Annotated in this window: 32 protein-coding genes; 20 read left to right on the top strand and 12 right to left on the bottom strand. The window is 43.8% G+C overall.

Annotated elements, in window-relative coordinates:
- A partial coding sequence (locus G4V62_RS16505) for an aminotransferase class V-fold PLP-dependent enzyme (RefSeq protein ID WP_165204274.1) occupies window positions 1–568 on the top strand: 568 nt, incomplete at its 5' end.
- 34 nt (window positions 569–602) lie between these two features.
- Window positions 603–1,025 (top strand): NUDIX hydrolase, encoded by a 423-nt coding sequence (locus G4V62_RS16500; RefSeq protein ID WP_165204271.1) that lies wholly within the window; start codon window positions 603–605, stop codon window positions 1,023–1,025.
- A gap of 117 nt (window positions 1,026–1,142) precedes the next feature.
- Here G4V62_RS16500 and G4V62_RS16495 read toward each other — a convergent pair whose 3' ends face one another.
- The 4 genes from G4V62_RS16495 to G4V62_RS16480 all read right to left on the bottom strand — a co-directional run bounded on the left by G4V62_RS16495 (window position 1,143) and on the right by G4V62_RS16480 (window position 5,741).
- Complete coding sequence (locus G4V62_RS16495) at window positions 1,143–2,708, bottom strand: hypothetical protein (protein WP_165204268.1); 1,566 nt, start codon at window positions 2,706–2,708, stop codon at window positions 1,143–1,145.
- Entirely contained in the window at window positions 2,705–3,415 is a 711-nt protein-coding gene (locus G4V62_RS16490) for an ABC transporter ATP-binding protein (RefSeq protein ID WP_165204265.1), read from the bottom strand. Before G4V62_RS16490 ends, G4V62_RS16495 begins: the two co-directional genes overlap by 4 nt.
- 343 nt (window positions 3,416–3,758) lie before the next feature.
- Window positions 3,759–4,379, bottom strand: coding sequence for a TetR/AcrR family transcriptional regulator (locus G4V62_RS16485; RefSeq protein ID WP_165204262.1), 621 nt, complete (start codon window positions 4,377–4,379; stop codon window positions 3,759–3,761).
- A gap of 336 nt (window positions 4,380–4,715) precedes the next feature.
- The gene (locus tag G4V62_RS16480) at window positions 4,716–5,741 is read right to left on the bottom strand and encodes a Gfo/Idh/MocA family protein (RefSeq protein ID WP_246218490.1); all 1,026 of its coding nucleotides are present in this window, start codon (window positions 5,739–5,741) and stop codon (window positions 4,716–4,718) included.
- A gap of 584 nt (window positions 5,742–6,325) precedes the next feature.
- On the opposite strand from G4V62_RS16480, the gene G4V62_RS16475 reads away from it, so the two are divergent.
- The 8 genes from G4V62_RS16475 (at window position 6,326) to G4V62_RS16440 (ending at window position 11,656) form a co-directional block, all read left to right on the top strand.
- Window positions 6,326–6,769: a PTS sugar transporter subunit IIA gene (locus G4V62_RS16475; RefSeq protein ID WP_165204259.1), complete on the top strand. Its 444-nt coding sequence runs from the start codon at window positions 6,326–6,328 to the stop codon at window positions 6,767–6,769.
- A complete protein-coding gene (locus tag G4V62_RS16470; RefSeq protein WP_165204257.1) occupies window positions 6,766–7,035 on the top strand; it encodes a PTS sugar transporter subunit IIB in 270 nt (89 codons plus the stop codon). Before G4V62_RS16475 ends, G4V62_RS16470 begins: the two co-directional genes overlap by 4 nt.
- 28 nt (window positions 7,036–7,063) lie before the next feature.
- A complete protein-coding gene (ulaA, locus tag G4V62_RS16465) occupies window positions 7,064–8,362 on the top strand; it encodes a PTS ascorbate transporter subunit IIC (protein WP_165204254.1) in 1,299 nt (432 codons plus the stop codon).
- A gap of 31 nt (window positions 8,363–8,393) precedes the next feature.
- A complete protein-coding gene (locus G4V62_RS16460; protein ID WP_165204252.1) occupies window positions 8,394–9,386 on the top strand; it encodes a phosphotriesterase family protein in 993 nt (330 codons plus the stop codon).
- 10 nt (window positions 9,387–9,396) lie between these two features.
- Complete coding sequence (locus G4V62_RS16455; protein WP_165204249.1) at window positions 9,397–10,125, top strand: creatininase family protein; 729 nt, start codon at window positions 9,397–9,399, stop codon at window positions 10,123–10,125.
- Between the two features lie 15 nt (window positions 10,126–10,140).
- Entirely contained in the window at window positions 10,141–10,875 is a 735-nt protein-coding gene (locus G4V62_RS16450; RefSeq protein ID WP_165204246.1) for an SIS domain-containing protein, read from the top strand.
- Window positions 10,876–11,063: 188 nt separating this feature from the next.
- Window positions 11,064–11,270 (top strand): helix-turn-helix transcriptional regulator, encoded by a 207-nt coding sequence (locus G4V62_RS16445; protein WP_165204243.1) that lies wholly within the window; start codon window positions 11,064–11,066, stop codon window positions 11,268–11,270.
- Entirely contained in the window at window positions 11,267–11,656 is a 390-nt protein-coding gene (locus G4V62_RS16440) for a hypothetical protein (RefSeq protein WP_165204240.1), read from the top strand. Before G4V62_RS16445 ends, G4V62_RS16440 begins: the two co-directional genes overlap by 4 nt.
- 388 nt (window positions 11,657–12,044) lie before the next feature.
- Here G4V62_RS16440 and G4V62_RS16435 read toward each other — a convergent pair whose 3' ends face one another.
- Both G4V62_RS16435 and G4V62_RS16430 read right to left on the bottom strand, forming a co-directional pair.
- Entirely contained in the window at window positions 12,045–12,476 is a 432-nt protein-coding gene (locus tag G4V62_RS16435) for an ATP-binding cassette domain-containing protein (protein WP_165204237.1), read from the bottom strand.
- 128 nt (window positions 12,477–12,604) lie between these two features.
- Window positions 12,605–13,255, bottom strand: a complete 651-nt coding sequence (locus G4V62_RS16430) for a Type 1 glutamine amidotransferase-like domain-containing protein (protein WP_165204234.1) — start codon at window positions 13,253–13,255, stop codon at window positions 12,605–12,607.
- 653 nt (window positions 13,256–13,908) lie between these two features.
- On the opposite strand from G4V62_RS16430, the gene G4V62_RS16425 reads away from it, so the two are divergent.
- The 6 genes from G4V62_RS16425 to G4V62_RS16400 all read left to right on the top strand — a co-directional run bounded on the left by G4V62_RS16425 (window position 13,909) and on the right by G4V62_RS16400 (window position 18,678).
- Window positions 13,909–14,754 carry a transporter substrate-binding domain-containing protein gene (locus tag G4V62_RS16425; protein WP_165204231.1) on the top strand — a complete coding sequence of 282 codons (846 nt, stop codon included), beginning with the start codon at window positions 13,909–13,911 and terminating at the stop codon, window positions 14,752–14,754.
- 12 nt (window positions 14,755–14,766) lie between these two features.
- Window positions 14,767–15,468 carry an amino acid ABC transporter permease gene (locus tag G4V62_RS16420; RefSeq protein ID WP_165204228.1) on the top strand — a complete coding sequence of 234 codons (702 nt, stop codon included), beginning with the start codon at window positions 14,767–14,769 and terminating at the stop codon, window positions 15,466–15,468.
- A complete protein-coding gene (locus G4V62_RS16415; RefSeq protein WP_165204226.1) occupies window positions 15,469–16,173 on the top strand; it encodes an amino acid ABC transporter permease in 705 nt (234 codons plus the stop codon). It abuts the gene before it with no gap.
- Complete coding sequence (locus G4V62_RS16410) at window positions 16,167–16,922, top strand: amino acid ABC transporter ATP-binding protein (RefSeq protein WP_165204223.1); 756 nt, start codon at window positions 16,167–16,169, stop codon at window positions 16,920–16,922. Before G4V62_RS16415 ends, G4V62_RS16410 begins: the two co-directional genes overlap by 7 nt.
- Window positions 16,923–17,089: 167 nt before the next feature.
- The gene (locus tag G4V62_RS16405; RefSeq protein ID WP_165204220.1) at window positions 17,090–17,752 is read left to right on the top strand and encodes a TVP38/TMEM64 family protein; all 663 of its coding nucleotides are present in this window, start codon (window positions 17,090–17,092) and stop codon (window positions 17,750–17,752) included.
- 35 nt (window positions 17,753–17,787) lie between these two features.
- Window positions 17,788–18,678, top strand: coding sequence for a DUF1835 domain-containing protein (locus G4V62_RS16400; RefSeq protein WP_165204217.1), 891 nt, complete (start codon window positions 17,788–17,790; stop codon window positions 18,676–18,678).
- Between the two features lie 81 nt (window positions 18,679–18,759).
- Here the strand turns inward: G4V62_RS16400 and G4V62_RS16395 are convergent, their stop codons facing one another.
- From G4V62_RS16395 to G4V62_RS16380, 4 genes are all read right to left on the bottom strand, one after another.
- Window positions 18,760–19,032 (bottom strand): hypothetical protein, encoded by a 273-nt coding sequence (locus G4V62_RS16395; RefSeq protein ID WP_165204214.1) that lies wholly within the window; start codon window positions 19,030–19,032, stop codon window positions 18,760–18,762.
- A complete protein-coding gene (locus G4V62_RS16390; protein ID WP_165204212.1) occupies window positions 19,032–20,687 on the bottom strand; it encodes a heavy metal translocating P-type ATPase in 1,656 nt (551 codons plus the stop codon). Before G4V62_RS16390 ends, G4V62_RS16395 begins: the two co-directional genes overlap by 1 nt.
- A 398-nt stretch (window positions 20,688–21,085) precedes the next feature.
- Window positions 21,086–22,156 carry an NAD(P)H-dependent flavin oxidoreductase gene (locus tag G4V62_RS16385; RefSeq protein WP_165204209.1) on the bottom strand — a complete coding sequence of 357 codons (1,071 nt, stop codon included), beginning with the start codon at window positions 22,154–22,156 and terminating at the stop codon, window positions 21,086–21,088.
- 23 nt (window positions 22,157–22,179) lie between these two features.
- Window positions 22,180–22,866, bottom strand: a complete 687-nt coding sequence (locus tag G4V62_RS16380) for an arylamine N-acetyltransferase family protein (RefSeq protein WP_281359651.1) — start codon at window positions 22,864–22,866, stop codon at window positions 22,180–22,182.
- Window positions 22,867–23,062: 196 nt separating this feature from the next.
- Here G4V62_RS16380 and G4V62_RS16375 point away from each other — a divergent pair, with 196 nt between their 5' ends.
- The 4 genes from G4V62_RS16375 to G4V62_RS16360 all read left to right on the top strand — a co-directional run bounded on the left by G4V62_RS16375 (window position 23,063) and on the right by G4V62_RS16360 (window position 24,328).
- Complete coding sequence (locus tag G4V62_RS16375; protein ID WP_165204203.1) at window positions 23,063–23,287, top strand: hypothetical protein; 225 nt, start codon at window positions 23,063–23,065, stop codon at window positions 23,285–23,287.
- 42 nt (window positions 23,288–23,329) lie between these two features.
- Entirely contained in the window at window positions 23,330–23,677 is a 348-nt protein-coding gene (locus G4V62_RS16370; RefSeq protein ID WP_165204200.1) for a hypothetical protein, read from the top strand.
- Window positions 23,678–23,740: 63 nt separating this feature from the next.
- Window positions 23,741–23,887 carry an AAA family ATPase gene (locus tag G4V62_RS20905; RefSeq protein ID WP_165204197.1) on the top strand — a complete coding sequence of 49 codons (147 nt, stop codon included), beginning with the start codon at window positions 23,741–23,743 and terminating at the stop codon, window positions 23,885–23,887.
- Window positions 23,888–23,941: 54 nt separating this feature from the next.
- Window positions 23,942–24,328: a P-loop NTPase family protein gene (locus G4V62_RS16360; RefSeq protein ID WP_165204194.1), complete on the top strand. Its 387-nt coding sequence runs from the start codon at window positions 23,942–23,944 to the stop codon at window positions 24,326–24,328.
- Window positions 24,329–24,429: 101 nt separating this feature from the next.
- On the opposite strand, the gene G4V62_RS16355 is transcribed toward G4V62_RS16360, so the two are convergent.
- Window positions 24,430–24,753: an aminoglycoside phosphotransferase/kinase family protein gene (locus G4V62_RS16355; RefSeq protein WP_165204192.1), complete on the bottom strand. Its 324-nt coding sequence runs from the start codon at window positions 24,751–24,753 to the stop codon at window positions 24,430–24,432.
- A 134-nt stretch (window positions 24,754–24,887) separates the two neighbouring features.
- A complete protein-coding gene (locus G4V62_RS16350) occupies window positions 24,888–25,217 on the bottom strand; it encodes a hypothetical protein (RefSeq protein WP_165204189.1) in 330 nt (109 codons plus the stop codon).
- Window positions 25,218–25,539 lie beyond the last annotated feature (322 nt).

Raw genomic sequence — 25,539 nt, 5'->3', positions numbered from 1 at the left:
TTATTTTGACTCTTGCACGCTTTCGGCTCATAAGTTTTACGGGCCTAAAGGCGTCGGTATTGCCTATATCTCCCCAACCGCTACATTCCATCCGTTTTTTCCAGGAGCCACACATCAAAATGGGATGCGTCCCGGCACAGTCGATGTCCCTGGAATTGTTGCGGCAACAACAGCAGCAGATGAAGCGATTTTAGAGCAAAAAAAGCGCCGAGCACACGCGCAAAAACTGTTTGATCAACTGAGAGCTTGGGCGTGTCACCAGTCCGGATTTGAACTAATTGATGGCGGCACAAGCCAATCTCCATTTATCGCTGCACTCACAAGCAGCTTCACAGAGGGACAATACCTGATGCTGCAGTTGAATCAAAAAGACATCGCCATCTCAACTGGCACAGCCTGTAAAGCCGGGGAACAGGACCCGTCGCGTATTTTACTGGCCCGAGGACTCGACGAAACGAGCGCCCGTCGTTTAATTCGCTTGTCATTCAGCCATACGACAACAGACAAAGAACTCGAACAATGCTGCACAGCGTTGGAGGAAGCCAATCATAGGCTAGCGAAAAGATAATAAAATAACTTCTTTTAACTCGGAGGCCACTTCTATGAAAACATGGGTTGGATGTGCAGCAATATGTGTGAATGATCAGCAGGACATTCTGATGGTGAAAAGTTATGATACGAATGCGTGGGCGCTCCCTTCAGGCGGTCTCGAAGCGGGAGAAACCCCTGAAGAATGCTGTGTTCGTGAAGTGCGGGAGGAAACCGGCTACCCTGTCATCATCGTCGAGCGCCTTCATACGAAAGAGACGACAATGAAAGGGATTCACGTGACTACGCATGATTATAAAGTGAGAATGACTGGTGAAAGCCAAGGGATTCAAGACCTTGACCAGACCATCGCCGCCTTTGCATGGAAACCCCTTTCTCAGATCGAGCAAATGAAACATGTGTATCCAGAGGACATCGATTTTTTAGTAAAAATGGTTCAACACGAGGGAAGCGGTGACTTTTCAGAAAAAAATTGAGGAATTGCTAAACGTATGCTAATACAGTGTAGACAACATTTAAAATAGACTTCATCTACACTTGGCAAGCTTCAATGTATCTTTGAAAATATTGGCCTTCATCTTGACCGCCTTAAGCTATATCAGCATTGTCCGGCACGCTTTTTGGTACAAAACAAAAGAAATAACGATCAGGACCACCGCAAAAACCGCCAGCGTCGGCATGAACGGAAACCTTAAAAACAGATGCAATCCTACAGGGGCGGCAACCGCCAGCAGACTGATGATGCTAGACACAATCACTGGCAGACTCTGTTTCACGACGACAACCTCACTTTGCCAGTGATAATTTGGGTGTTTTTTGTTAAGGAAAACGCCCAATACAGAAGTAAATAGAGAATATACGACTGGAATAAACAACAGACTTAACGTTTGTGCGATCCCAAATTCAAAACGTATTATCAAAGACAAGACAGCAAATGTATAGCCAAACAGATGCAGCGTTATATTTACGGCAAGCTTGCTATTTAAGATCGTTTTTACGGAAACGGGAGAACTTTGCAAAATCCAAATGTTTTTACCCTCTAAAGAAATGGATGATGCAGCCGGACAGCTCAGCGATAGAAGCGAACTGATCAAAACAGGCGCATACAGCGGCAAGATTGTATCCATGTTTTCTATACCGGCGTAAAGGCTTAGTTTTTCTGGTGAAATAAATAATAATGCGACACTGAGCACAAAAAGCACAGCCACTCCAAGTCCAGTATTTAAGACCGTAACATAAGAGCTGAAAAACCGTCCCAATTCTTTTTGATATAGCGCTGAGAACTTAGAACGCTGCTTCAGCGCGCTTTTCCTCACAGGAGAATGTACAGAAGCAGCGCTGGCAAGCGAATGAAACCATCCGTACTTTGCAGCGACAATATTTATTAACAGAACGAAAACCAGCGCGGACAGTGCCAAGAAACCACTCATACTGATCAAGATAGAAACATTTGAAGTTGCCATAAACCATTGAGACAATGGGTATATCCGTGTCATTTGTTCTGCAAGCACGGTGCTGAGGCTGCCGACATCGCTGCCCGATTGCAAGCTCGTTACTCCAAAAAATCCTACAAGCCCTAAAGCGGCAAATGAAAAAATGAGCGAAAAGACATTTTGATATTTGAAACGAGCGGCAGCCAAAACGATGAAAACACCGATCATTGCCGCAACACACATCGGAATTAACGGAACAAAGAACATAGACAGAGTATAGAGCACAAACTTCGGCAAATCAGGTGTTGTGTTCATGATCCAAACCACACCGCCTGGCGCCATAAAGACAAAAACGACAATGAAATTGATGAGATACATAAACAGAAACTTGCTGCTCACGATGTCATTCGTTTTTACCGGCAGGCTGGACAACATTTCAAAATCCTTGCTTCCAAACAAGATACCATTACTACGAAACATCGTCAGAAACAATACCGCAAAGCTTGATACAGCGACCATATAAGCAGGAATGAGCTCCTGTTCTTGAATATGCACCAGCTGAAGTGCGGTGAACACATTGTATGCGCACAAAAACAGGACAAGGATGAACACCCCTGCCGCCATGGCAGCAGACGAATTTCTTTTATGGCTCCCCGGCTCCATCATTTCATTAAGGGAGAATGTATTTAGTATTTGTGCCCGTAACAGTAGCCACACTTTATTCATGCATCCTGTACCTCCATAAAGAAAGCTTCCAAAGAATGAGCGCCCTTGACATGCTCGGTCAGACCGCTGGCAACGAGCTTTCCTTGTTTAATAATCGCGATTTTGTTGCAAAGCTTCTCGGCGACATCGAGAACGTGAGTAGAAAAGAAAATAGCGCCGCCATTGGAAACGCAGTCCTGCATGACCTGTTTCAAAGAAAAGACCGCTTTTGGATCAAGCCCAACAAAAGGTTCATCTAAAATCAACAGCTTGGGGGAATGTACCATCGCTGCAATAATATTCGTTCTTTGCTTCATCCCGTGCGAGTAAGTTGAGATGATATTTCCCAGATTGGCAGTCATTTCAAATAGCTCGCTGTACTTTCTCGTTTTCTCAACACGCTCAGCTGTTGGGATATTATATAAATCAGCAATAAAATTGATGTATTGATAACCCGTTAAGTGTTCATATAAATCCGGGTGATCGGGGATATACGCCATCATCTTTTTGCAGACCAACGGCTGCTTTTTCATTGAATGACCGTCGATTAAAATGTCGCCGTGATCTATCTGATGGATGCCGACCACTGCTTTAATCGTCGACGTTTTTCCAGCACCATTCCCTCCAATAAACCCAAAAATATCCCCTGCTTTAATGGTTAAGCTCAAGTTGTCGACCGCTTTCTTTTGTTGGCCATACATTTTCGTAAGGTTTTTAATTTCCAGCATACAAACTCCTCCTAATCATGCGGTTTGACGATACAGGTGATCCGTTTTTTAAACTGACAAAATGTCAGTTAAAGATATAAATGAGCGACAGCTTTGATATGGCGAAGCTGTCATCTAGTCACTGACAATTTGTCAATGGGGTTGTGGAAAATTCACAATCATTATACGTTGACAAAATGTCAGTTAAAGGGTTCATTATGACTGACAATATGCATCCAGCGTACAGTGTAAACAAAGTCACTTTTTCAGATATACGGCAAAACGTTTAGAGCCAAAAGTGAGTAATGACTTTAGTAGCCCCTTTATATAAGACGACAACGAGCTGACGAACGTTTCCCAACACTTATGCGCTGAAAATCGGTTCTTTTGTTCTTAAAGCACCCTCGATTAATGCTTTAAATGCACTCACATATTCATTCATCTTTTCAATTTCGATATGCAACACTTTGACATCATTGGAAACAAATACATAACCCGTCATTAAAAAAGATGCGGTTTCCAACGGATGTGTGACGTCAAAGACCCCTTCAGAATTCCCTTGCTCAATCATGTGAGCGAAGTATGTGGTAATCGTTGTAGCAAAGCGGTGGGAAAAGCGATCGGTTAGATAGCGATTTTGCTCAAGGTCCACTGTTTTTTGCAACTCAACCATTTCCGTCGTTACTGAATCAGGAGAAATAATCGTCGCTTCCAAAAACGTACGTACCTTCTCCACTGCTGATGTCTGCTCGTGATAGGCAATCGCTGACAAACGCCGTAGCAAAGGTTCAGAATATGTCTCAACCAAACAGTACAAAATATCTTCCTTGTTCTTAAAGTGATAGTACAGCAGCCCGCGAGATATGTTCACTTCCTCAATAATATTTTGCGTCGTAGTTTGCAAATATCCTTTTTCTGAGAACAACCTCAATGCCGCTTTCATAATTTCAGCCCGGCGAACATCTGGATCTTTCACATCCCGCATGTGATCCCTCCTCGTAAAAGCAGAATAACACCCTACTGACAAAGTGTCAATGAGCTCTATTTCATAAAAATGAGTGAAAACACAGTCGTGATAACTTTACTTTCATGCTAGCAATTTCTCTGCCCTTAACCACTCCCCTTCAATCATACAACGTGATCGTCTCTGTATCACTTTGCGTGGCAGCGTTTTTTTATCAACATACATATCCATTAATAAATTTGCACACTGCTTCATCCACTCATATTAAGAGACAAATCATCTGAGCTGCTCAAAATAACCAGCTGTGATTGTCCTCGCTTAAGCCTCCTCTTCAACTTACTTCTGCTTATGTCTCACCTATAAAATAATTTCCTTACCGCTCCTTGCCGACTCATAAATGGCTAAAATGACATCAACTGCTTTCTTTCCTTCCTTACCTGTAACTAATGGGTCACGATCTTCCAATACAGCCTTTGCTATGTCATGCACAAATCGATAATGACCTATTGAAGAGATATTTGCCGGAATCTCACTTTGCTCAATGCCCCAATCGGAAGGGTTTATTTTTTCCGCAAGTGTTTCGCATGTTTGTATGCCTTGGTCATCAAGGGTAAGCGTTCCCTGCGTGCCATTCAACTCGAACTTGGTCATTTGTCCAGGGTACGCAAGTGTGCTTCCTTCAATCACACCGAATGCACCGTTATGATACTCCACCACTGCAACGGCCGTATCCTCTACTTCGATGTGACGCTCCATCGCCGCTGCGCGTCCAAACACTTTTCTCACTCCGCCATTTAGCCATTGCATAATGTCAACACCGTGAATTCCTTGATTCATTAAGGCGCCGCCGCCATCCATCGCCCAAGTCCCTCTCCAACCTGCGCTATCGTAGTATTCTTGACTGCGATAATATTTTAAATAGGCACTGGCGATCGACACTTTGCCAAACACGCCGTTGTCTAACATGGTTTTTGCGATTAAAATGGTGTCCATCGCACGGCGAGGATACACAACGCCTAGCTTCACACCTTCTTCGTCACAGGTTTGGATCATTCGCTCCATCTTATCGGCTTTGATGTCTAAAGGCTTTTCACATAAGACATGCTTTCCGGACTTCGCTGTTTCAACTGTTAACTGCTCGTGTGTCCCACTTGGCGTACAAACAATGACAACATCAACAGCTTCATCCGCCATACACTCGTCGAGCGTCGTATAACTCCGTTTGCAATCGTACACTGATTGCATGTCACTCGCTTTTTCAGGAACGACATCAACAATGGACACAAGCTCTGCTTCTGGAATGGCTTTGATAGCCACTGCGTGATGAGGCGCCACAACCCCCGCACCAATGATGGCAAAACCGACCTTCATTTCTGATTTCATAATACGTATACCCCCCTTGTTTTGTAGCGCTTTCATCATTCAATTTGGAATGGCGCTAAATGTCTCTCGTAAACAAATGCGTCGTTCTTTTACCCCCGCTCTTGATAATGAACTAATCATCGTCTAGGACCAACGATTGAAATTTTAGCATTTTCAATTTATTTTATCAATTCATTGTATTTTTGCAATCAATTCGTGAACGAATACGTGCAAAGCTGGCTGTAAGGTTGGTTTCTTGCACATAAAAGACTTGGAAACGCACCCATAAACAGCTACCGATGTTGAACTCACTCAATCACATCCTACTTGTAGAATAGCGACTTCAACTCTCTGCACATCCTCTCTTTAAAAACTTTGTATATTCTTAAGACCTGTAGCAAAACCTAGGCGTGGCAGAGGTTTACTTTGATTAGAAGTCACATATTCACAGAGGACGTATCTTTAAACGTACGCTTTTGTCAAAAAGATGTTTATTGCAAAGTCATTCAGGGGAAGGCTCAAACAAAAGTTGTACACTCTTACGAAAGCCCTATCTCCACACATGAATTTCTCTATGTCAAAAGACGAGCAAGGAGGGCATACCGTTGATTTTCTTAGATAAAGCAGTCGTCTCTTTAAACGGACGAGCAACAACTGCGAAAGACGCCATTCGCGAGTCTGGGGGCCTATTAGTTGCCTCTCATGCGGTTAAAGAATCATACGTCGAGGCGATGGTGAAATCGTTTGAGGACAATGGACCTTATATCGTCCTCGCCCCCCACATCGCTGTCCCGCATGCCCGACCTGAGGATGGCGTCACCGAACCGTCCGTCTCGCTCATCCGCTATCGTGAAGGCATTTCATTCGGACACAAAAACAATGACCCTGTCCATCTCGTCTTTGCGCTTGGCGCTTCTTCAAGTGACGAGCATTTAGCGTTACTGAAAAAACTGACGGAACTTCTTGGAAAAAAGGAAAATGCGACCAAATTTATCGAGGCAAATTCGTATGAAGATCTTACTACACTGATAGGAGGAACAAACCAATGAAAATATTAACTGTATGTGGACTTGGCCAAGGGACGAGCTTAATTTTAAAAATGAACGTAGAGTCCGTTTTACAATCGTTAGGTGTTTCCGATGCCGATGTAGAGCACACGGATGTCTCAAGTGCTTCCAGCATGAATGCTGATTACATCATAACAAGTAACGAGCTAGCACAAAATCTTGAAGACCATTCCGCAAAAATCATCATCGTCAATAACTATTTTGATGAAGATGAAATAAAACAAGCTCTTGAGACTGAATTCTCTTAACCCTCTCGAGTAAAGGAGACTTGAGACTATGGATATTATTTTATGGATTGCCCAGAACATTTTTGTCACACCAGCTATTCTGCTCGGTCTGATCGTCTTAGTTGGTCTCCTGCTGCAAAAGAAAGGACCAAGCCAAGTTGTAAGTGGGACTTTCAAAACGATCATTGGTTTTTTGATCATAAACGCTGGAGCGAATGTCATTGTCGGTTCTTTAAACATATTTGAACCGATGTGGAAGGAAGTTTTCAATCTTGAATCTAGTGCCTTAGGCGAGTTCATGGGACAAGAAGCCTTTAACAATCAATTCGGCTCGATGGTTGCACTCGCAATGACGCTAGGATTTTTGATCAACGTCATCTTGGCTCGCTTTACAAAAGCGAAATACATTTATCTGACCGGACACATGATGTTTTGGACGACAATGATTTTTGCCGGAATCCTCGTCAACAGTGTCGGCACGGATGTCAGCTTTTGGGGAGCAGTCATCTTTCTAGCAGTCATTTTAGGCATTTATTGGACGGTACAGCCGGCAGTGACGCAGCCGATCATGCGGAGAATTACTGGTAACGACAACATCGCTCTCGGACATACTTCTGCTTCGGTCGCATTACTAGGAGCGCTCGGCGGCAAATTGCTGGGAAATAAGGACAATGATTCGGAAAAGCTTCAGCTACCGAAAAACTTGGAATTCCTGCGTGACTCCAATGTGATCACGGCGCTGACGATGATTATTTTATTCGTCATTGGCGCAGTTGTTGTCACGGTTAAACAAACACCTGGCAGCCAAGAACTCATGGCGTCAGCTGGTGAGCAAAACTTTATCGTCTATTCGATTATTCAATCGTTCACGTTCGCAGCAGGAATCGCGGTCGTCCTCATGGGTGTGCGTATGTTTATCGGTGAGCTCGTTCCTGCGTTTAAAGGAATAGCAACGAAAATTGTCCCCGGCTCAAAACCGGCACTCGACGTACCCATCTTGTTCCCTTATGCACCAAACGCCGTCGTTCTCGGCTTTTTAGGAGCCTTTGTCGGCGCGATGATCTGGCTCGTCATCATCGGAAACACTGTTGCCTACGTCTTTGTTCCGACGATGATCGTCCTCTTTTTCCATGGTGCCGCCGCTGGTGTTTTTGGCAACGCTACCGGTGGTGTGCGCGGCGCTTTACTTGGCGGTTTTTTAACGTCCACCATCGTCGCCTGGGGGCAGTATTTTATGGTTCGGTCTTTTATTGGCAATACCATTCCTGATACAGCGATGTGGGCAGCAGATTCCGACATGTTTATTCTCGGTCCTATCGTTAGCTTCCTCGGTCAGCTTTTCTTTTAAGTTATGATCACATTAAAAAAGGATGGTCGGTATGAGCTTTGTACGAACGTTTACTGGTGACGTGCCTCCGGCAGACCTTGGGTTCACCTACGCCCATGAGCATATCGTTTGTCGACCGCCATACTGGGCTGAGCGCGGAGCTGATGATTTGCTGCTCGACGATCCGGCAAAATCAGAAAAAGATGTCCAGGATTTTGCCGATCTTGGCGGAAAGACGATTGTGGATGCGACGGCTGTTGATTACGGAAGAGATGTGGAAGCAGTACAGAAAATCGGGCAAAACACTCACGTGACATTTATCGGGACGGCAGGGTTTAACAAAAGCTTTCTCTGGGATGCCAGTATTCCTGAGCACGTAAAGCCTTTGATTGGAAACTACACAACCTTTTATGAGTGGATTGATCAAGCAACAGTCAACGACCTCGCCGATTTCGTCATTCGTGAGGTCGAGGAAGGTTTAGAAGGGACTGACTTTCGAGCGGGACAAGTGAAATTTGGCACTGGGTACAATCGCATGACGGCACTTGAAGAAAAAACAATGAAGGCTGTTGCAATCGCCCATCACGAAACGAAGGCACCAGTTCATTCTCACACGGAAGCAGGTACGTTGGGGCTAGAACAAGCAGAATGGCTTCGTCGCGAAGGCGTCAATCTGTCGAATTGGAGCGTCGGACATATGGATCGCAACCCTGATCCGTATTACCACCGCCAAATGGCTAAGACTGGTGCCTTTTTATCCTTTGACGGCATTGCAAAAATTAAATACGCCCCTGAAAGCACCCGCATCGACTGCATTTTACATTTAGTCGATTACGGCTTTGAAGAGCAAATCTTGATTAGCGGCGACACCGCCCGCAAAACATACTATCGCCACTACGATGACGGCTTAGGTCTGCGCTATATTATCGGACCGTGGCAAGATCGTTTCGTAGCTGAAGCAAACGAGCGAGGATACGACGGCGAAGCACTCGTAAAGAAATTTTTTATAGACAACCCCGCTCGCTGTATGACGTTTTCGACTTAGGAGGAGTTCAATGGAGTTTCAATTTGAGACGTCAGAACAAATCAAGCGATCGATTCAGCAAAAGCCGATTGCCCTCTTACCGGTCGGCGCTGTAGAAGCGCATGGTGCACACTTGCCGCTTGGAACAGACAATGTCCTGGCTGAGGAAATGGCGAAAAAGCTTGCCGAGCGGACGCCAGCTTATGTATTGCCTACCATGCCCTTTGGTCAAGTGTGGAGCTTGAAAGATTTTCCCGGCAGCTTAAACGTTTCCAATGAGGCACTGATCGCTATACTGACCGACCTCGGAGAAAGCTTATATCGTCAAGGCTTTCGTATATTCGCAATGATCAATGGGCATCTCGGCAATGGCGTTGCGTTAAAAGAAGCCGCTCGGGTGCTCTATGACACTTGTCCCGATTTAAAAGTATTCTATTTCTTTTACCCTGGGATGAGTCAAACCGTTCCAACTGTTCGCGAAACCACCGCCGCTCACAGCAGTTATTTTCATGCGTGTGAAATAGAGACGTCGTTTATGCTGTACCTTGCAAAGCAACACGTCGACATGACCAAGGCGATCGATGACACACCAAACATTCCCGCGACTGCCGATGTCACACCGACACCATGGCAGGCGTTCACATCAACCGCTGTTCTCGGCGATGCAACACTTGCGCATGCTGATAAAGGAAAAGTCGTTATTGATCATGCCCTTGAACAGATGACAACGATGCTTCACGACGCGCTGGAATACGATTAAAAAGGAGTGAACGTCATGATAGCTCAATACTTTTCTGGAGTAGACGCCATCTTAAAAGACGTTGCGAGCAATGAAAAAGCGCAACTAGAAGAAGCCGCTGAACACGTCGCTGAAGCGATCCAAAACAACTGTATCGTCCATATGTTCGGCTGCGGGCATTCACATATTTTGACTGAAGAAGTGTTTTATCGTGCCGGTGGTCTCGTTCCCATTCACCCCATTTTTCATGAGCCTTTAATGCTGCACGAAGGCGCTGTCACGTCTTCCTCACTCGAGCGCCAAAACGATTACGCCGAGCGCTTTATGCAAGACGTTGATATTCAAGCAGGTGATGTCATGATCGTCCTATCAACATCAGGTCGAAATCCCGTCCCCGTTGACGCTGCTTTAATCGCGAAGGAAAAAGGCGCCTTCGTCATCGGGATCACGTCTCTGACATACTCGAAAAGCCAGCCCTCACGCCATCAAGACGGCTATCATTTGTATAATGCCGTTGACCTCGTCATCGACAACTATGCGCCCAAAGGAGATGCGCTACTTCAGCATGACGACGTCAAAGTGCCTTTTGCGCCGTCGTCCACTGTCGTTGGTGCAGCCATTATCAATGCCGTGTTTGCCGGTGCGATCTCACGTATGACAGAGAAAGGCTTTGAGCCGCCGATTTTCTTAAGCGGCAATATCGACGGTGCTGATGAGCATAACCAAGCCTTGATCGACCGCTATCAGAAGCGAATTCCGTTGTTGAGATAGGTAGCCTATACTTCTTTAAGTTGAATAACAAATACTTAAGTACCTCTCAGAGTGTAGACAAAGTCTTTATAGGCTTTCCTGCACTCTTTTTTTAGTGTAAAATATGTTTGACAGATGCTTTCCTTCTATTTTACAATAAATCTGTAAAACATATTTTACACCAATATCAATTTGAAGGTGCTGTTCGTATGGAGAATCGTATAAAAGAATACCGCGAAAAGAACGGAATTTCGCAAGGAAAGCTAGCGGATCTATGTCATGTTAGCAGACAAACGATCAATGCCATTGAAAATAATAAATACGATCCCAGTTTGCAATTAGCCTTTGACCTTGCGAAAACGTTAGGTGTAAAAGTTGACGATTTATTTTTAGGTAAGGGAGATGAGAACCCATGAGCAAACGAAACCTAGGCGGTATCATCTTTGGCATCGCAACACTGATAATTATCCTTTACACAATGTACAAACTGATCTCTGGCAAGGAGGTTGGATTTAACGAAATCAGTTCCATAGCGATCGGAATGATGATATTTTTCTCTACAATCACTTGGGGAAGCAAGCAGGAGAAAGACGGTATATATCCAGATGAAGAGCTCGGTCAAAAAATCACCGAGAAAAGTGCAAAAATCAGCTATTTCATTCTGTTGGTGATCATATTGATTGCTGTCGCTGTTGATCAACTCGTTAACGGAACAGTCAATATATTTTTGTTAGCTGTCTTAGCCTTAGCGATGATCACACTGCCTTTAGTCGAGTTTTTAGTTGCTAAAAAGTACCATTGAACTACCGCCACTTAAAGCTGTTTGAAGTAGGAGATTCCTAAGAACACCAGCGTAACCGCCAGTTATTGATTAGGCTATCCCCGTAGTTCCTACGGTTAGAAGCCTTATCGCTTCGTTTTTAAGATTTTGTCCTGCGTTAATATCTCTATTGTGATTCGTGCCACAAGAGGACAACGTCCTAACATTCCTTGAAGTGGGAGTCTTGTGTCAGAAAACGATAAAACATCATCACCGACCTTTGCTTAACGCCCAAACTGTAAACAAATGCCTCGCAAAGTTTTAGCTTTTGGAGGCATTTTTTCATTGGAGACATAGTGCGTTATGATTCCCCCAACACCTACATGCAGATGAATCGAGGCGAAACTGTTTGATCAACTCGCTCACATCTCTATTTCCCTTCCTTAGACAATTCCGCATAAATCCCATTTAATCGAATGAGACTTTCATGATTGCCGTCCTCTGCGACGTGCCCCTGATCCATGACGATGATTCGATCGGCTTTTTGAGCTAAGGATAAGTTATGGGTGATCATTAAGACAGTGGTGCCTCGCTTGATCAATTTCTGTATGGCATTGACGACGCGTTTTTCGGATTCATTGTCCAGGGCAGACGTCACTTCATCGAGAATAACGAGTGGGGCATTGCGGATGAATGCTCTTGCCAGGGCAATTCTTTGGCGTTGACCTCCTGATAAGGATGACCCTTGTTCGCGAATAACTGTCTCATACTGGTTTTCCAATCCGTCAATAAAATCATTGGCACCTGCTTGTCTGCTGGCTTCCTTTACGTCCTCGATTGTTGGCTTCTCAAGACTTCCCATTGCAATATTTTCGTGAATAGATTATGAACTTTTTCATTTTTTAAATCACCTACTTTTTTCAGTGGCTCTGTTTAAATTTTTGACAGAAAAAAACCTTCTAATGACGGGGAAATTTTTGACTTAATCAACTAGCGCTTCGATCTTTGAATGAAATGATAATTTTCACCTTCACTATCCACAAGGGTTTCATTCACAAAATACAACCCTTCTTCGTCATCAATCCCATACCCTTTAGAAACGCTCAAATGAGTCATTGCAGTCTTTAAATTCTCTTCTTCATTCCATTTAGAAAAATGCACACAAATCACACAATCTTTAATAAGCCCCAACCCCTTGAGGAATAAGTGTTTACCTTGAGCATTATCTATTGGAGGTATCACGCAATTTTCAGGGCTAATCAATGCGCCTGCGGAAAATCCTGCGATCGGAATTCCTTTTTCGTACATCCTTTTCACCTGTGCTCCTAATGTAGTATCCACAATATATTTTCGATATAGCTCGGTATCACCACCGCCAATTATGATTCCTGTACAGGAGTTTAACTGATCAGCATAGGTTGCTAATGAGTGTTCGGTTAGAGGTATATAAACGAAGTTGCCTATTCCATTTTTTTCTAATTCATTCGTGTATCTTGGCATATATTGTTCCCATCCCTCTCTCGAGACGAACAGGACAGCTACCTTTCCTTTTTCCCTTAATGAAAGTTCTGAATATGTTTTTCCAAGATGCTTACAAAAAGGGGGGCTTCCCCCAAATAAAAATAGATGTTTATTATTCATTTTTTCCTCCCCATGATCTGTTCATTAACAATGAATTCTTATCCTATTGTGATGTCCTTTAGTTTAATATAAATAAAATTCAAACCGTAAACTTGGACAATCTAAGTGTATGATTTGTTTCGACACTTGGAATTACATTCCCTTTTATCATCACGCTCCGACTCACAATGAGGTTAGTGATAGCCTTCCTTGGAACATTTCTAAAGAAAGAACGTATAAAATAACTTGTGGTGAGCCAAAGCCGACAAGTTATGGCGACGATCTATTTCAGCAAATGATTGAAAAATAAATACGGTAAATGGTGTGTTCAAAGTTAGCCGTTTTAACTTTCTCGCGTATCTTGCATTGTTACAGTAAGGACTTCGCTATAACTTCGCTATTCAACGACGAACATTCATTTTTGAAGAACGCTAAAATGAAAGCATTTGTTATGACATGTTCCTCAACAGCACTTCCTAATATTAGGTCGTGCTCAATTAAACCTTATTAAACCAATCAGAATAGTATTGACTTTTTAAAATAATCCCCATAAAATGATTTACAACATTAAAGGGGAAAACGAGTAAAGGTCATTTTCAGTAAAAACAAAAATTTTTACAACCAAATCCGAGTTATCGCATATGAATAAAAAAATAGCCCTAGGAGGAAATGAAATGATGCTTAAGAAAACTGCTACTCTTGTACTTGGTTTGACACTCCTTTTAACCGCTTGTGGAAAAGAAAGCGTCGAGGGACAGAACGATGATGGGATAACGAACGTGAAGGTCGCCTTTGAGATAGGCAGTAAGCCAATGACTTATTTAGATGAAAATGGTCAGCCAGCAGGCTATGACATTGATGTAATGAAACGCGTTGATGAAAAGCTAGAGGCGTATTCGTTTGAATTTGTTGGTACGACGTCTGATGACCTACTCATTGGTGTCGAACAAGGTAAGTTTCAAGCAGGGGTGAAAAATGCTTTTTATACAGAAGAACGCGCTAAAAAATACATTTATCCTAAGCAATTTATCGGTCTTTCAAGTGCCGGACTCGCTTTGAAAGCGGAATATGAGCACATTCAATCGTTGGCAGACTTCGCGACAGAAGGGTTCACACTTGCTCCTATTGCCGCAAATAACGCCCAATATACTGTCATTGCCGAGCACAATCATAAAAATCCTGATAACCCCGTCAAGCTTGAAGCAGGTGAGGAATTTGGCGTCGATGTCGTGCAATGGGTCAATGAAGGTCGTGTCGATGGCGGTGTGATGATCCAAGGGGTTTTCGATAAACAAGTAAGTGATCCGAACGGTCCTTATCACCATTTGCAAGGGGATGTCGTTTACAAAGAATTTGCCGTCATTAAAACGTGGCCTCTTTTTCATAAAAAACAACAAGCGTTGGCAGATGCATATGATCAAGCACTCGAAGACATTGCGGCCGCAGGCGAATTAGAAGAACTCAGTCAAAAGCATTATGGGCGCAATTTATTTGAGGTATTAGACCGGGTCGAACGATAAAGGAGTGATCCAATGGAAGCCTACTTTGACAGTTTTTATATATGGGAAGCACTGCCTCAATTGCTTCCTTTTATAGGCGTAACGTTATTTGTCACTTTGATCGCTGTTTTGTTAGGAACTTTATTTGGCTTCGCTCTGGCCTTTATGAAATTGTCTCGCTCTACATGGTTACAAGCTAGCGCGCATTTGTATACAACGATCATGCGCTGTACACCATCCATTGTCTTACTATTTTTAATTTACTATGGCGCTCCCGCTCTGGCTGAAGGACTGTTTCAACTTAATTTGCAGCATTTGCATACCGGCTATTTTGTCGTCACGACTTTCAGCTTACAGTTCGCTGCAATGATGTCGGAAGTCATCCGATCGAGTATTTTAGCGGTTCCAAAAGGGCAATACGAAGCAGCTGTGAGTGTTGGATTAACCCCACGACAAGCGTATGTGAGAATCATTTTCCCCCAAGCGATTGTCACCGCACTTCCAAACGTCGGAAACGGCATCATTAGCGTCCTCCAAGAAGGAGCGCTCGCTTATACGATCGGTTTTATCGACCTTGTCGGTAAAGCCAATTTGATTATTGCCAACAACTATAACACGCACTCATTGGAGATTTACTTGGCGCTCGGTGCGATTTATTGGGTGTTAACGATCCTCATCGACAAAACGTTCCGACACATCGAAAGAAAATTCACAGTCGAAAGGAGGGTTGCATAAATGGATCTATCCTTCTTTATCAAAGCGTTAGGCATCGCTTTTAGCGGGGTTCCACTCGCACTTTTTGTGACATGTGTTGCGTTACTAATTGCGGTTCCACTTGGGTTTGCACTTGCGCTCGTTCGTTTATATCGTTTTCCAATATTACGTTCGTTCGCGAAATTTTATGTATCATTCGTCCGTGGCACCCCCATTCTTATTCAAATATTTATTTTATATAGCAGCATTCCCCTTATATTGACAAGTATTTTCGAGCAATTTTCTGTCCCTGTCGCGGTGTATGATATTCATCCAATTTGGTATGCCTTTATCATTTTTTCGTTTAACACGACAGCGATTTTGGCAGAAGTTTTTCGAGGCGCGCTTCAGACTGTCCCAAACGGTCAATTAGAAGCTGCCCATTCTGTTGGCTTAACAACCAGCCAAGCATACCGGCGCATCGTTATTCCGCAAATGCTTGTTGCGGCAACACCTAATCTATGCACAGCGACAGTCAATTTAATTAAAGCGACCTCCCTCGGTTATGCGATTAGCTTGCCTGAAATCACCCTGCGCACAAAAGTCGCTGCCAACGTCGGTTATCACTACGTCGAAGCCTATGTTGCCATTTTTATCGTTTACTTAATCATTTGCTTACTTGTCGAATACGCCTTCAAAAGGACAGAACGTCATCTTCGCCGCTATGAAGGAGGGGTCATATGTTAACCATTTCAAATGTTAAAAAGTCCTTTGGATCAAGCGCTATATTAAAAGGAATTGATTTAACGATTCAGCAAGGGGACGTTGTGGTACTTGTTGGACCAAGTGGGTCTGGAAAGACGACGCTCCTCCGCTGCTTGAACTTTTTAGAGCGAGCCGACGAAGGCAGTGCGACATTTGGAGAGTTGGCTGTCGATATGGCAAAAGCAGCTAAAAAAGACATTCATGCAATCCGGCAAAAAACGGCTTTTGTGTTTCAGAACTACCATTTATTCACAAATAAAACAGCCCTTGAAAATGTCACCGAAGGATTAATCATTGGACGAAAGATGTCAAAAGACATTGCGAGAAAGAAAGGCGAAGAAGCATTAAAGCGCGTCGGCCTGGCGGATAAAATGCATCTCTACCCTAGTCAACTCTCTGGCGGTCAGCAGCAGCGCGTCGGGATCGCCCGTGCCGTTGTGCTCGAACCATCGATTATCTTATTTGACGAGCCGACCTCCGCTTTAGATCCCGAGCGCGTCGGTGAGGTTTTAGATGTGATGAAAAGCATCGCCAAAGATGGAACGACGATGCTTGTCGTCACTCACGAGATGAGCTTTGCTAAAGAAGTTGCGAACCATGTCGTCTTTATGGATGACGGCTTGATCGTCGAGCAAGGAAGCGCCGATGACGTATTCGTCCATCCAAAGCACGAACGGACAAAACAATTTTTACGTCGCGTGCTACCAGATGAGTACAATTTTTACATTTAATCCATCAATTGACCTTTGCTCCATATCTACGATCAACAAATACAAAATGACATTTGTCTCCTCTTTCAAATGGGCATCTATGGACACGTTTTGTCAACTGCTACCATATATCTGTTATGATAGTGATACGGATGTCCTTCCTATAAGGGAAAAGAGGATGACAATTGATGATCAATTTAAAAAGACTCATCCAGAGCTTCGTCATCGTGTTTGTGCTCGGTGTGCTGCTCTGGCTGAATGATACGTATTTCAAATGGAGTCCTGATACTATTCAAGCTTGGCTTCAGTCACGCGGAGCGTGGGGGCCAATTATTTTTATCGTATTATATACTTTACGCCCGCTTGTTCTCTTCCCGTCTTCTGTCATGGCAGTGACAGCCGGACTTGCATTTGGTGCTTTTTGGGGAACGGTGTATACGTTAGTGGGAGCGACGGCAGGAGGGCTTTTAACTTTAGGAATCGTTCGGCGTTTTGGCGGCGCATGGCAGCATAAGCAATGGGCGGGAGCTTTAGAAAATGTACAACAGAAAGTAAATGAGCACGGCTTTTTGTCAATGCTGTTGTTCCGTATACTCCCGCTCAATTTTGACTTAACGAGCTACGCCGGAGGATTGACAACGATTTCCGCCGGACAATATACGCTAGCAACGCTTCTTGGTATCCTGCCGTCCACGATCGTCTATACGTATGCTGGGCAAAAACTTGTGACGCAGCCATTACTTATCATTGTAATTGCTTTACTATTCATCGTCGTGGCAGGGCTTTATTTATGGATTAGAAAGCACGTTTCCTTCTTGTCCTCTGATAAAAACGAAAATTTCAAGGGATAAGGATTGAGATGAAGAGAAGATGGAGGGTTGCGTTCATGACAGACAAGAAAACGACCATAGATCATATTCGCGAAGAAGAGCCAGAGGGGAAAGGACTCCATATCACCTTTGGTCACTCTGCCTCAGCAAGCTTAAACAATGCGCTCAGCAGCATAAGAACGCAACAAGTGATCGGGTTTTACGATTTGCTTTCGATCGGTCCTTTGACAAATTTCCATGAAGATCCAACAAAGCAGCATCATAGATATGAATGGCTCGTTAGCCATGCTTTGATTGATCCAGAGGATGCAGAGCAGGTAAAAGAGCAGTTCAACACGGCCACTTCGCAGCTGAAATCCATTCCAGAGCAAAGCAAAATTTTTATATGGACCGGAGACAATGGTCCTGAACAGACCGGTCTACGCTACGTCCTTGATCGACTAAGAGGCAAACCAAACGATGTTTTTTTGATCAATACATACCAAGCCGCTAAAAGCCACCTCGATACGAGAGATGTTGAGCACCACTTTTCACTTACTGGTGAAATGTCTCCAGATGTCCTTCGTCTCATTTATAAGTGGAATCGGCAAGATCGGCTGTTGTCTACAAATGAGAAGGAAAGATTAGCGGATGAATGGCTTGCGCTTTCTGCATCGCAAGCAGTGCTGAGGATATGGAAAGATCAAAAAATACACGCTGTTGAGGAAACGTATTACGATGAATTGATCATTGAGATGGCCAAGTCGTTGCATACAGAACGAAGTAACGAAGAGTATTTGCCTGCAGTGCATCTGATCGGTCACATTTTAGGACATTTGCACGAGCCGGTGGGTGACGCATTTTTAGACTACCGACTCAAGCACTTGATCATGAAAGGCACATTTGACAGTAAAGGGGATACAAAAGAGTTACGTGATTACAGCGTAAAGCTGCGTCTCTCGGAGTAAAAAGACTGGCATCTAAAAAGGATAGACGAACTGGATCTCCCCTGTTCATCTATCCTTTATTTTATAAAAACCCTTGAATTTTTACGCCTTAGCTTCCTTCAACTTCATCAGCGGACAATCATCACACTCTGGCGGATGATTTTGTTTCTGCGAATTATATTTGAGCAAGCGCAAACCGTTTCCAATGACGAGCAATGTGGAGCCTTCGTGACCGACGACGCCAAGTGGCAGGTCGATTCCGTAGAAGACGTTCGTAACGACAAGCGTACCGATCACAGCAAGCGAAAACACGAGGTTTTGATGAATGATCCGCTTCGTTTTTTGTGCTCTTTGGACACTCGCTGGCAAGCGCATTAAATGATCCTTAACAAAACGAGATCTGATACGCGCATCGCCACATCGGTCCCGCTTCCCATCGCGATACCGACGTCAGCTTGAGCTAAAGCAGGCGCGTCATTGATTCCGTCTCCAATCATAAGAACACGGTCCCCTTGTGCTTGAAACGCTTGGATACGGGCGCGTTTGTCTTCCGGCAAGCACCCTGCCTCAACATCTTCAATTCCTGCCGCTCGCGCAATCGCCAGCGCACTTCGTTCATGGTCCCCAGTCAGTAAGACAGGCTCAACACCAAGCGATTTAAATGCCGCAATCGCTTCTTTTGCTTCGGGTCGAAGTGTATCTTGCAGAGCAAAAACAGCTTGCAGTCCTGTCTCGTTCCCAGCATAGACGAGCGTTTTCCCATCCGTTTCCCACGATTCGAACAAGCGCGGCTCCCAAGTCAATCCTTGCTGCTGCATGTAATTGGCATTTCCAATCCACCATATTTTTCCTTCTAGAGCCCCTTTTACACCGAGACCTGCAGCTGTTTCCATCCATTCTGGCTCATGCAGTTGTTTCTGCTTACTATATGTCACTATCGCTTGCGCGAGCGGGTGAGACGACGTCGCTTCGATAGAAGCAATCGCATGCATCACAAGGCTTTTGTCTTCACGTTCATTAAACCACGCGTTCGTCACCTCAGGACGCCCTTTCGTTAAAGTACCCGTTTTATCAAACACGACCCGATTCACACGGCTTAAGCTTTCAAGCCGGCGGCCGCCTTTAAACAAGACACCTTCGTTGGCTGAAGCACTCATCGCTGACAGGGTGGCTGGCATAATGGATGCAGCAACCGCACACGGTGAACCGACAACGAGCAGAACCGTTGCGCGATACAATGCGTCTTCCCACGTCCAGCCTAAAAATAAGGGCGGAATGACAGCCATTGCTACGGTTAACAAAATGACGAGGTACACATACGGCTGTTCAATCTTTTCCATAAAGGTTTGCGCCTTCGGCTTTTCCTGCTGGGCCTCATCAACTGCACCGAGCATTTGCTGGTAGACGCTTTCTCCGGCTGGCGCTGTCACTTCAATGTACAGATGTCCCTCGGTATTTAACGTACCGGCAAGGACATGTTCGCCTGCCATTTTTGACACGGGGACACTTTCTCCGGTGAGCGATGCTTCGTCAACGGCGCTCGCACCGATCGTTACGCGACCGTCCGCGGGAATCGTTTCACCAGGCTTCACTAATACAGTATCACCGCGCTCTAAAGAAATGGCATCCACCTGAACATATTGATCGTTATCTTTCTTCCATGCAGTTTGGGGAGCCGATGCCATTAAGCTTGTGAGTGAGCGGCTGCTCTTTTCGTCAGCAATGCGTTCCAACGCACCACTGAAAGAAAAGATCAGTAAAAGGAGCGCACCTTCCATCCAAAAGCCTAAAATCGCCGCCGCAATGGCCGCAAACATCATTAATAATTCAACATTTAACCGTTTCTCCTGCCAAGAATCAAGCAGGCCTTCTTTCGCTTTTTCATAGCCACCAAATCCGTAGGCAATTAAAAATAACAGCACGCTAAGCTCATATGATCCATACGATGCAACGAGCGCACCGAGCAAGGTAAATACGCCACACAAAATTGCAAATTGCATTTCGCGATATTTTAGCCAGGTCAGTGGCATGGTACTCCTATCCTTGAACACCATTTGCTCCACCTCATTTTATTTAAAATTATTTTCAACTAAGAACTTATCTACATTTCTAATATATCACTTACCGATCAATTAGTGAAGGGGAAAACACAACTAATTGATAATTTTTTGTTTTAATTGAGAATAAATTTCAATCTCATGAAAATTTGTCTACATGACGATAAAAAGGCTTCATTGCAGGAGAAAATCATTCTCAATAAGCTTATACTTGGAATGATAATCATCTTCACTAAAAGAAAATCGTCTTATCAAATTAAATTAATTATAAAAAAGAGACAGTATTAACTGTCTCGAAAAATACGTGTATTTTCATTTTTTTCAACTGTTCGATTGACGTCAGTTGGACGTTTGACAAATGACTGTGATGACTACTGAATAGACAATCGAGTCTCTTCCGCTTGTTCTACAATCCGTTTCATAAGTGTTTCAACAGATTGCTTTTGGCTCGCACGCATGTTTTGCCCTGCCCAAAGATGAAGCCACTCAGGTTTGCTTTGCCGGACGGCTTCTCGACGAATCTCTTTTGTTAGCACGTTTTGGATCGGATAAGCAGGGAGTGTATTTTCGTGCTTTTCCATGTCCGCAATAAATGAATTGCGAATGCCCCGTGCCGGTTTACCGCTGAATACTTTTGTTAATGTCGTGTCCACTTCTTTACTACGTAAGATCGCCTCTTGGTGAAGCTCGTTCGCTCCGCTTTCTTCACACGTCAAAAACACTGTACCCATTTGAACCGCTTCGGCACCTAACGCAAGCGCTGCAATCAGCCCACGTCCATCGGCAATGCCCCCCGAAGCAATTACAGGGATATTGACGCGATCGACGACTTGCGGCACGAGCGCCATCGTCCCGATCAAGCTGTCTTCAAAGCGACCTGCAAAAGTACCTCGATGACCGCCGGCTTCACTGCCTTGCGCGACGACAGCGTCCATCCCAATCTCTTCGTTCATTTCCGCTTCACGAACGGTCGTCGCTGTTCCAATGACAGTGATCTTCGCCTGCTTTAACCGCGCAATCGTCTGCTTGGTGGGGATGCCAAAAGTAAAGCTGACGATCTCGATTCCTTCACGAATAACAACATCGATCATCTCATCAAACAATTCTTTTGTCGGCACGCTAACCACTGGCTCATCCTTGATATGTAAAGCGTCGCGATAAGCCTTAAGCAACGCATTGGCCTTCGCCACCTCATCGGCATCGACTTCAGGACATTCCGGAACAAACAAATTGACGCCAAATGGCTGACTTGTGAGTGCTTTTGTTTCGTGAATGTGCGTCCGTAGCGCTTCCGGGGTCATATAGCCAGCGCCGATCAAGCCGAGTCCACCGCTTTCTGCGACTTCCGACACGAGTGCAGGGGTAGTCGGACCACCAGCCATGCCCGCCTGTATGATTGGGTATTTAATTCGGAGTTTCTTTAGTAAGCGATTCGTTGACATTGTGACCACGTCCTCCCCGCTGTTTATCCCTCAAAATGAAGGCTAAATTTTTGCTGACTAAGCTTACGAAACGTTTCTTGATCAATGTCTTTCTTATGCTTTTCCCCATCAATCACTGTCGTGTAACTCGTTTCCGTTAAAGTCATGTGGCCTTGATCAGTCAGCTTTGACATTAAATAAGCTTTATTAAATGGCGAAGCCGCGCTTGTATGGACGGCATCTCGCGCCTCATTCATAGCTGTCTCATCAATGGCAGCCAGCGTAAACGTATAGCTCATTTTCAGCGTACCGTTTTTATGCTTTTCAAAGCGATACGTGCCACAGATGTCTGTCTTGACAACGCGGTAATTTCCCGTGATTGAATGCACCCATTCTCCAGTCAACGGCAAAGGCTGTAAAGGCAAATTCATTCCGAAGCCGACGTCAATGAGATACGGCTCGTCATGATGGAATACTACGCTAGCAATATGAGTGTTTTGCATCGTTGTGTCGTTCCCATCGATCGTCGCGGCAATCATTTGTCCACGAAAGCCCATCCCTTTTAAAATGTAAAAAAAGAGCGGATTAAGTTCATAGCACATGCCCCCTCTGTCATTCTCCACTATTTTCCTAAAAAGACTATTCTCATCCAAATGCCACGTGGTATCATGAATAACATCGAGGTTTTCAAAAGGAACTGTAAGTGCAAAGCGCTTCATGAGACGGCCCAGATCATGAAATTTCAGTTGACCATTCGCGGTAAAGTGAATACGTTCGAAAATGCATTTTGTTTACGATCCATCGTTGTGCCTCCAAACGCGTGAAATCTATTTTTTCTCTATTATAACGCTCCACTAAGTTGAATGACAGGTTTTGACTTTTTATCACTGAATATTCAGTGTTCAGATTAGAAAGAAGGGTGTTTTCATGCACATCATCAAAGCGTATTACCTACTAAATATCAAAATGTTCGCAAAAGAGCTTGTCACGCTACTCTCGTCACTTCTATTACCGAGCCTATTTTTACTTATGAATCAAGAGAGTATCTACTCAACAGATGATTTACGGTTTTACTGGGCATTTATCTTGCTGACTTCATATGCCTATGGCGTGGGCATTCATGCGGTTCGTTTAAAAAACGAAGGCGCATGAAAAACGTATTTTTCGATCCGAAAGGCGAATGGTGCGTTTTTTGTGGCCTGCATTCAGACACAGGTCACCTTTACCTTTGTCTGTTTTGGCATTTTTAATATCATCGCCGCCATACTTTTGCATTTTTCTTTGTTATCATTGTTATTTCAGTCGTCACTCATGCTCGCTTTATCCATTCCATTAGGGTTTTTTGCCATTTCACTCGCGCTCGTGAAACGCCTGACCGCCAATGAACTAACGACGATTGTGTCGATTATCATGCTTGCATCAATGCTTTTGTTATCCAGCAATATCAATCAAGCATTGAATCCACTAAAGCTTGTTGCCGACATGATTTTATCGATTCGCTCTCTGAATTATTGGTTTATCTTCTTGCCTCCACCGTATTGATTATGATTGGCATTGCCAGTATGAAACACTATACACCTATCTCGACAGAAAGAAGGTAGCATCATGATTAAAATGATCGATGTCAGCTATAAAGACATAATAACTAAAGTCACCATGACGTTTCCCAAGAGCTTGAACTACATATACGTTGAAAACGGGGCTGGAAAATCGACGTTGCTTGATTGTATCAGCGGTCTGAATACGAGTTAATCCGGAGAGATTCAAGGGAACCATTCAGTCGTCTACTTAAATCAACAGCTTTACTTGTCACATAAGCTTACCTTTAGTGATTTTGTAAACTTCATTCTTCAACTTGAAGGGGTTAAAAACGGACATCAAATGTTTTTTGCACAGGCTGAGGCCTTTGGCTTAGCTGAGGAATTTAAAGCCAATTGGAAGAAGAGTGTCGGGATGCTATCGGGTGGAGAAAGGAAAAAGCTCTACTTTTTTACCATCTGTTGTTTAACGAGAGACTGGTATTTGTTTGATGAACCGTTCGCAGGCATTGATGAGGATGGGAAAGCAATGATGACGAAGCAAGTCCACCGGCTCCTTGAACAAAATAAAGGCATCATCACCTCCCATGAAGCCGCGCCGTTGGAGCCATTTCCGCAGATGAAACAGCATGAGTTGGCAAAGGAGAAAGGTTGATTGTCCCGAACCCGTTTGACCGGAACAACGGCGAATGTCCCTCGCTCTTAAGTAAGACTTGCATGATTCATTACATGATCTGCGTCTGTTGAAATGCATTCCTATACATCTGTCGTCAAAATGACCTTTTTCATATCTATGATAGGTAATGAATTTTCCATATTTCTACGGGCTCGTTCAAGGAAATTTCGGGACCAACGATCTAGGGATGCGAGATTCCCATTTCTGTATAATGACGAATACAATATGACTTGCCTCAATTCAAGAAAAAGTGGTAACTGTTCTAACCACTTTCTATCCAAAGTATTTTCTTGATCATACCCTGCAAGGAAGCTAGTGAGATAGCGACGTGCAAATGTGACTTCATTCTCAACGTTTTCGACAATTGTTTGGCTTGAATGATCGCCATAAGCGCCCTCCCTCATCTAACTTACCCACCTAATGTCATTATTTTCTTTTTATTCAGTAAATACGAAAGACAATTCTACCATTCTTTGACTTGGAATTCAATCACATTTATTGAGACAAAAAAAAGCCAGTGGAACCACTGACCTTCACCTCAAACCTCTTTCGCATGTTCCGAAACAAATGCACGCTTTAAGATGAAGACGTCGTCATTTGTTTGCCGAAGCTTGTATTTCATATTCTTCAATTCTTCAATATCCTCACTGTTCTTGACCACCATGTTTGTTATCGCTGTTAAGCGCTTATCGACAGCATCAAATCGCGTGTTCATATCGGCTTTCAATTCAGTTATATCTTCCTGCATGCTTTTCATATTCTCTTGCATGCTTTTCATATTCTCTTGCATGCTTTTCATATTCTCTTGCATGCTTTTCATATCATTTGAGAGATGAAGTAGCATTTCAAAAATCTTTTGTTCATTCATATCTGTCACCTCCTTCGATCTATTTTATCATGACTTTTAGATATACATAGCTATAGTGCGACAAATCTAAACTTATAAAGTACAGTCATTATTCATATGGTTATATTACAGCATAAATGCAGTATTATCAAGGAAAAATCTTTTATTAAATGCTTTAATCTAATATATACAGATAGACATATAGATAGAAAGGGGTAAGGATGCAACTGCCCTTGCACCTTGCTGTGAATATCGGTGTTAAAATCCTCAATAATAACGGTTTAAAATTCCCCAGTTTTCACTGATAATCTAACTCGACAGAGATAGATTGGAAGTGTTGGAA

The organism is Litoribacterium kuwaitense (genome assembly GCF_011058155.1).
GTDB lineage: Bacteria > Bacillota > Bacilli > Bacillales > DSM-28697 > Litoribacterium > Litoribacterium kuwaitense.
The sequence above is the reverse complement of the archived record's forward strand: the minus strand, read 5'-3'. Positions and strand labels throughout refer to the sequence as shown.

What these genes read in the sequence shown, in the direction of transcription:
- G4V62_RS16390 (WP_165204212.1), bottom strand. Translation starts at nt 20,687, where the DNA reads ATGCCACTGACCTGGCTAAAATATCGCGAAATGCAATTTGCAATTTTG.
- G4V62_RS16410 (WP_165204223.1), top strand. Translation starts at nt 16,167, where the DNA reads ATGTTAACCATTTCAAATGTTAAAAAGTCCTTTGGATCAAGCGCTATA.
- G4V62_RS16400 (WP_165204217.1), top strand. Translation starts at nt 17,788, where the DNA reads ATGACAGACAAGAAAACGACCATAGATCATATTCGCGAAGAAGAGCCA.
- G4V62_RS16485 (WP_165204262.1), bottom strand. Translation starts at nt 4,379, where the DNA reads ATGCGGGATGTGAAAGATCCAGATGTTCGCCGGGCTGAAATTATGAAA.
- G4V62_RS16415 (WP_165204226.1), top strand. Translation starts at nt 15,469, where the DNA reads ATGGATCTATCCTTCTTTATCAAAGCGTTAGGCATCGCTTTTAGCGGG.
- G4V62_RS16405 (WP_165204220.1), top strand. Translation starts at nt 17,090, where the DNA reads ATGATCAATTTAAAAAGACTCATCCAGAGCTTCGTCATCGTGTTTGTG.
- G4V62_RS16470 (WP_165204257.1), top strand. Translation starts at nt 6,766, where the DNA reads ATGAAAATATTAACTGTATGTGGACTTGGCCAAGGGACGAGCTTAATT.
- G4V62_RS16425 (WP_165204231.1), top strand. Translation starts at nt 13,909, where the DNA reads ATGATGCTTAAGAAAACTGCTACTCTTGTACTTGGTTTGACACTCCTT.
- G4V62_RS16450 (WP_165204246.1), top strand. Translation starts at nt 10,141, where the DNA reads ATGATAGCTCAATACTTTTCTGGAGTAGACGCCATCTTAAAAGACGTT.
- G4V62_RS16350 (WP_165204189.1), bottom strand. Translation starts at nt 25,217, where the DNA reads ATGAATGAACAAAAGATTTTTGAAATGCTACTTCATCTCTCAAATGAT.
- G4V62_RS16375 (WP_165204203.1), top strand. Translation starts at nt 23,063, where the DNA reads ATGCACATCATCAAAGCGTATTACCTACTAAATATCAAAATGTTCGCA.
- G4V62_RS16420 (WP_165204228.1), top strand. Translation starts at nt 14,767, where the DNA reads ATGGAAGCCTACTTTGACAGTTTTTATATATGGGAAGCACTGCCTCAA.
- G4V62_RS16385 (WP_165204209.1), bottom strand. Translation starts at nt 22,156, where the DNA reads ATGTCAACGAATCGCTTACTAAAGAAACTCCGAATTAAATACCCAATC.
- G4V62_RS16495 (WP_165204268.1), bottom strand. Translation starts at nt 2,708, where the DNA reads ATGAATAAAGTGTGGCTACTGTTACGGGCACAAATACTAAATACATTC.
- G4V62_RS16455 (WP_165204249.1), top strand. Translation starts at nt 9,397, where the DNA reads ATGGAGTTTCAATTTGAGACGTCAGAACAAATCAAGCGATCGATTCAG.
- G4V62_RS16435 (WP_165204237.1), bottom strand. Translation starts at nt 12,476, where the DNA reads ATGGGAAGTCTTGAGAAGCCAACAATCGAGGACGTAAAGGAAGCCAGC.
- G4V62_RS16480 (WP_246218490.1), bottom strand. Translation starts at nt 5,741, where the DNA reads ATGAAATCAGAAATGAAGGTCGGTTTTGCCATCATTGGTGCGGGGGTT.
- G4V62_RS16440 (WP_165204240.1), top strand. Translation starts at nt 11,267, where the DNA reads ATGAGCAAACGAAACCTAGGCGGTATCATCTTTGGCATCGCAACACTG.
- G4V62_RS16460 (WP_165204252.1), top strand. Translation starts at nt 8,394, where the DNA reads ATGAGCTTTGTACGAACGTTTACTGGTGACGTGCCTCCGGCAGACCTT.
- G4V62_RS16500 (WP_165204271.1), top strand. Translation starts at nt 603, where the DNA reads ATGAAAACATGGGTTGGATGTGCAGCAATATGTGTGAATGATCAGCAG.
- G4V62_RS16355 (WP_165204192.1), bottom strand. Translation starts at nt 24,753, where the DNA reads ATGAGGGAGGGCGCTTATGGCGATCATTCAAGCCAAACAATTGTCGAA.
- ulaA (WP_165204254.1), top strand. Translation starts at nt 7,064, where the DNA reads ATGGATATTATTTTATGGATTGCCCAGAACATTTTTGTCACACCAGCT.
- G4V62_RS20905 (WP_165204197.1), top strand. Translation starts at nt 23,741, where the DNA reads ATGATTAAAATGATCGATGTCAGCTATAAAGACATAATAACTAAAGTC.
- G4V62_RS16490 (WP_165204265.1), bottom strand. Translation starts at nt 3,415, where the DNA reads ATGCTGGAAATTAAAAACCTTACGAAAATGTATGGCCAACAAAAGAAA.
- G4V62_RS16395 (WP_165204214.1), bottom strand. Translation starts at nt 19,032, where the DNA reads ATGCGCTTGCCAGCGAGTGTCCAAAGAGCACAAAAAACGAAGCGGATC.
- G4V62_RS16445 (WP_165204243.1), top strand. Translation starts at nt 11,064, where the DNA reads ATGGAGAATCGTATAAAAGAATACCGCGAAAAGAACGGAATTTCGCAA.
- G4V62_RS16430 (WP_165204234.1), bottom strand. Translation starts at nt 13,255, where the DNA reads ATGAATAATAAACATCTATTTTTATTTGGGGGAAGCCCCCCTTTTTGT.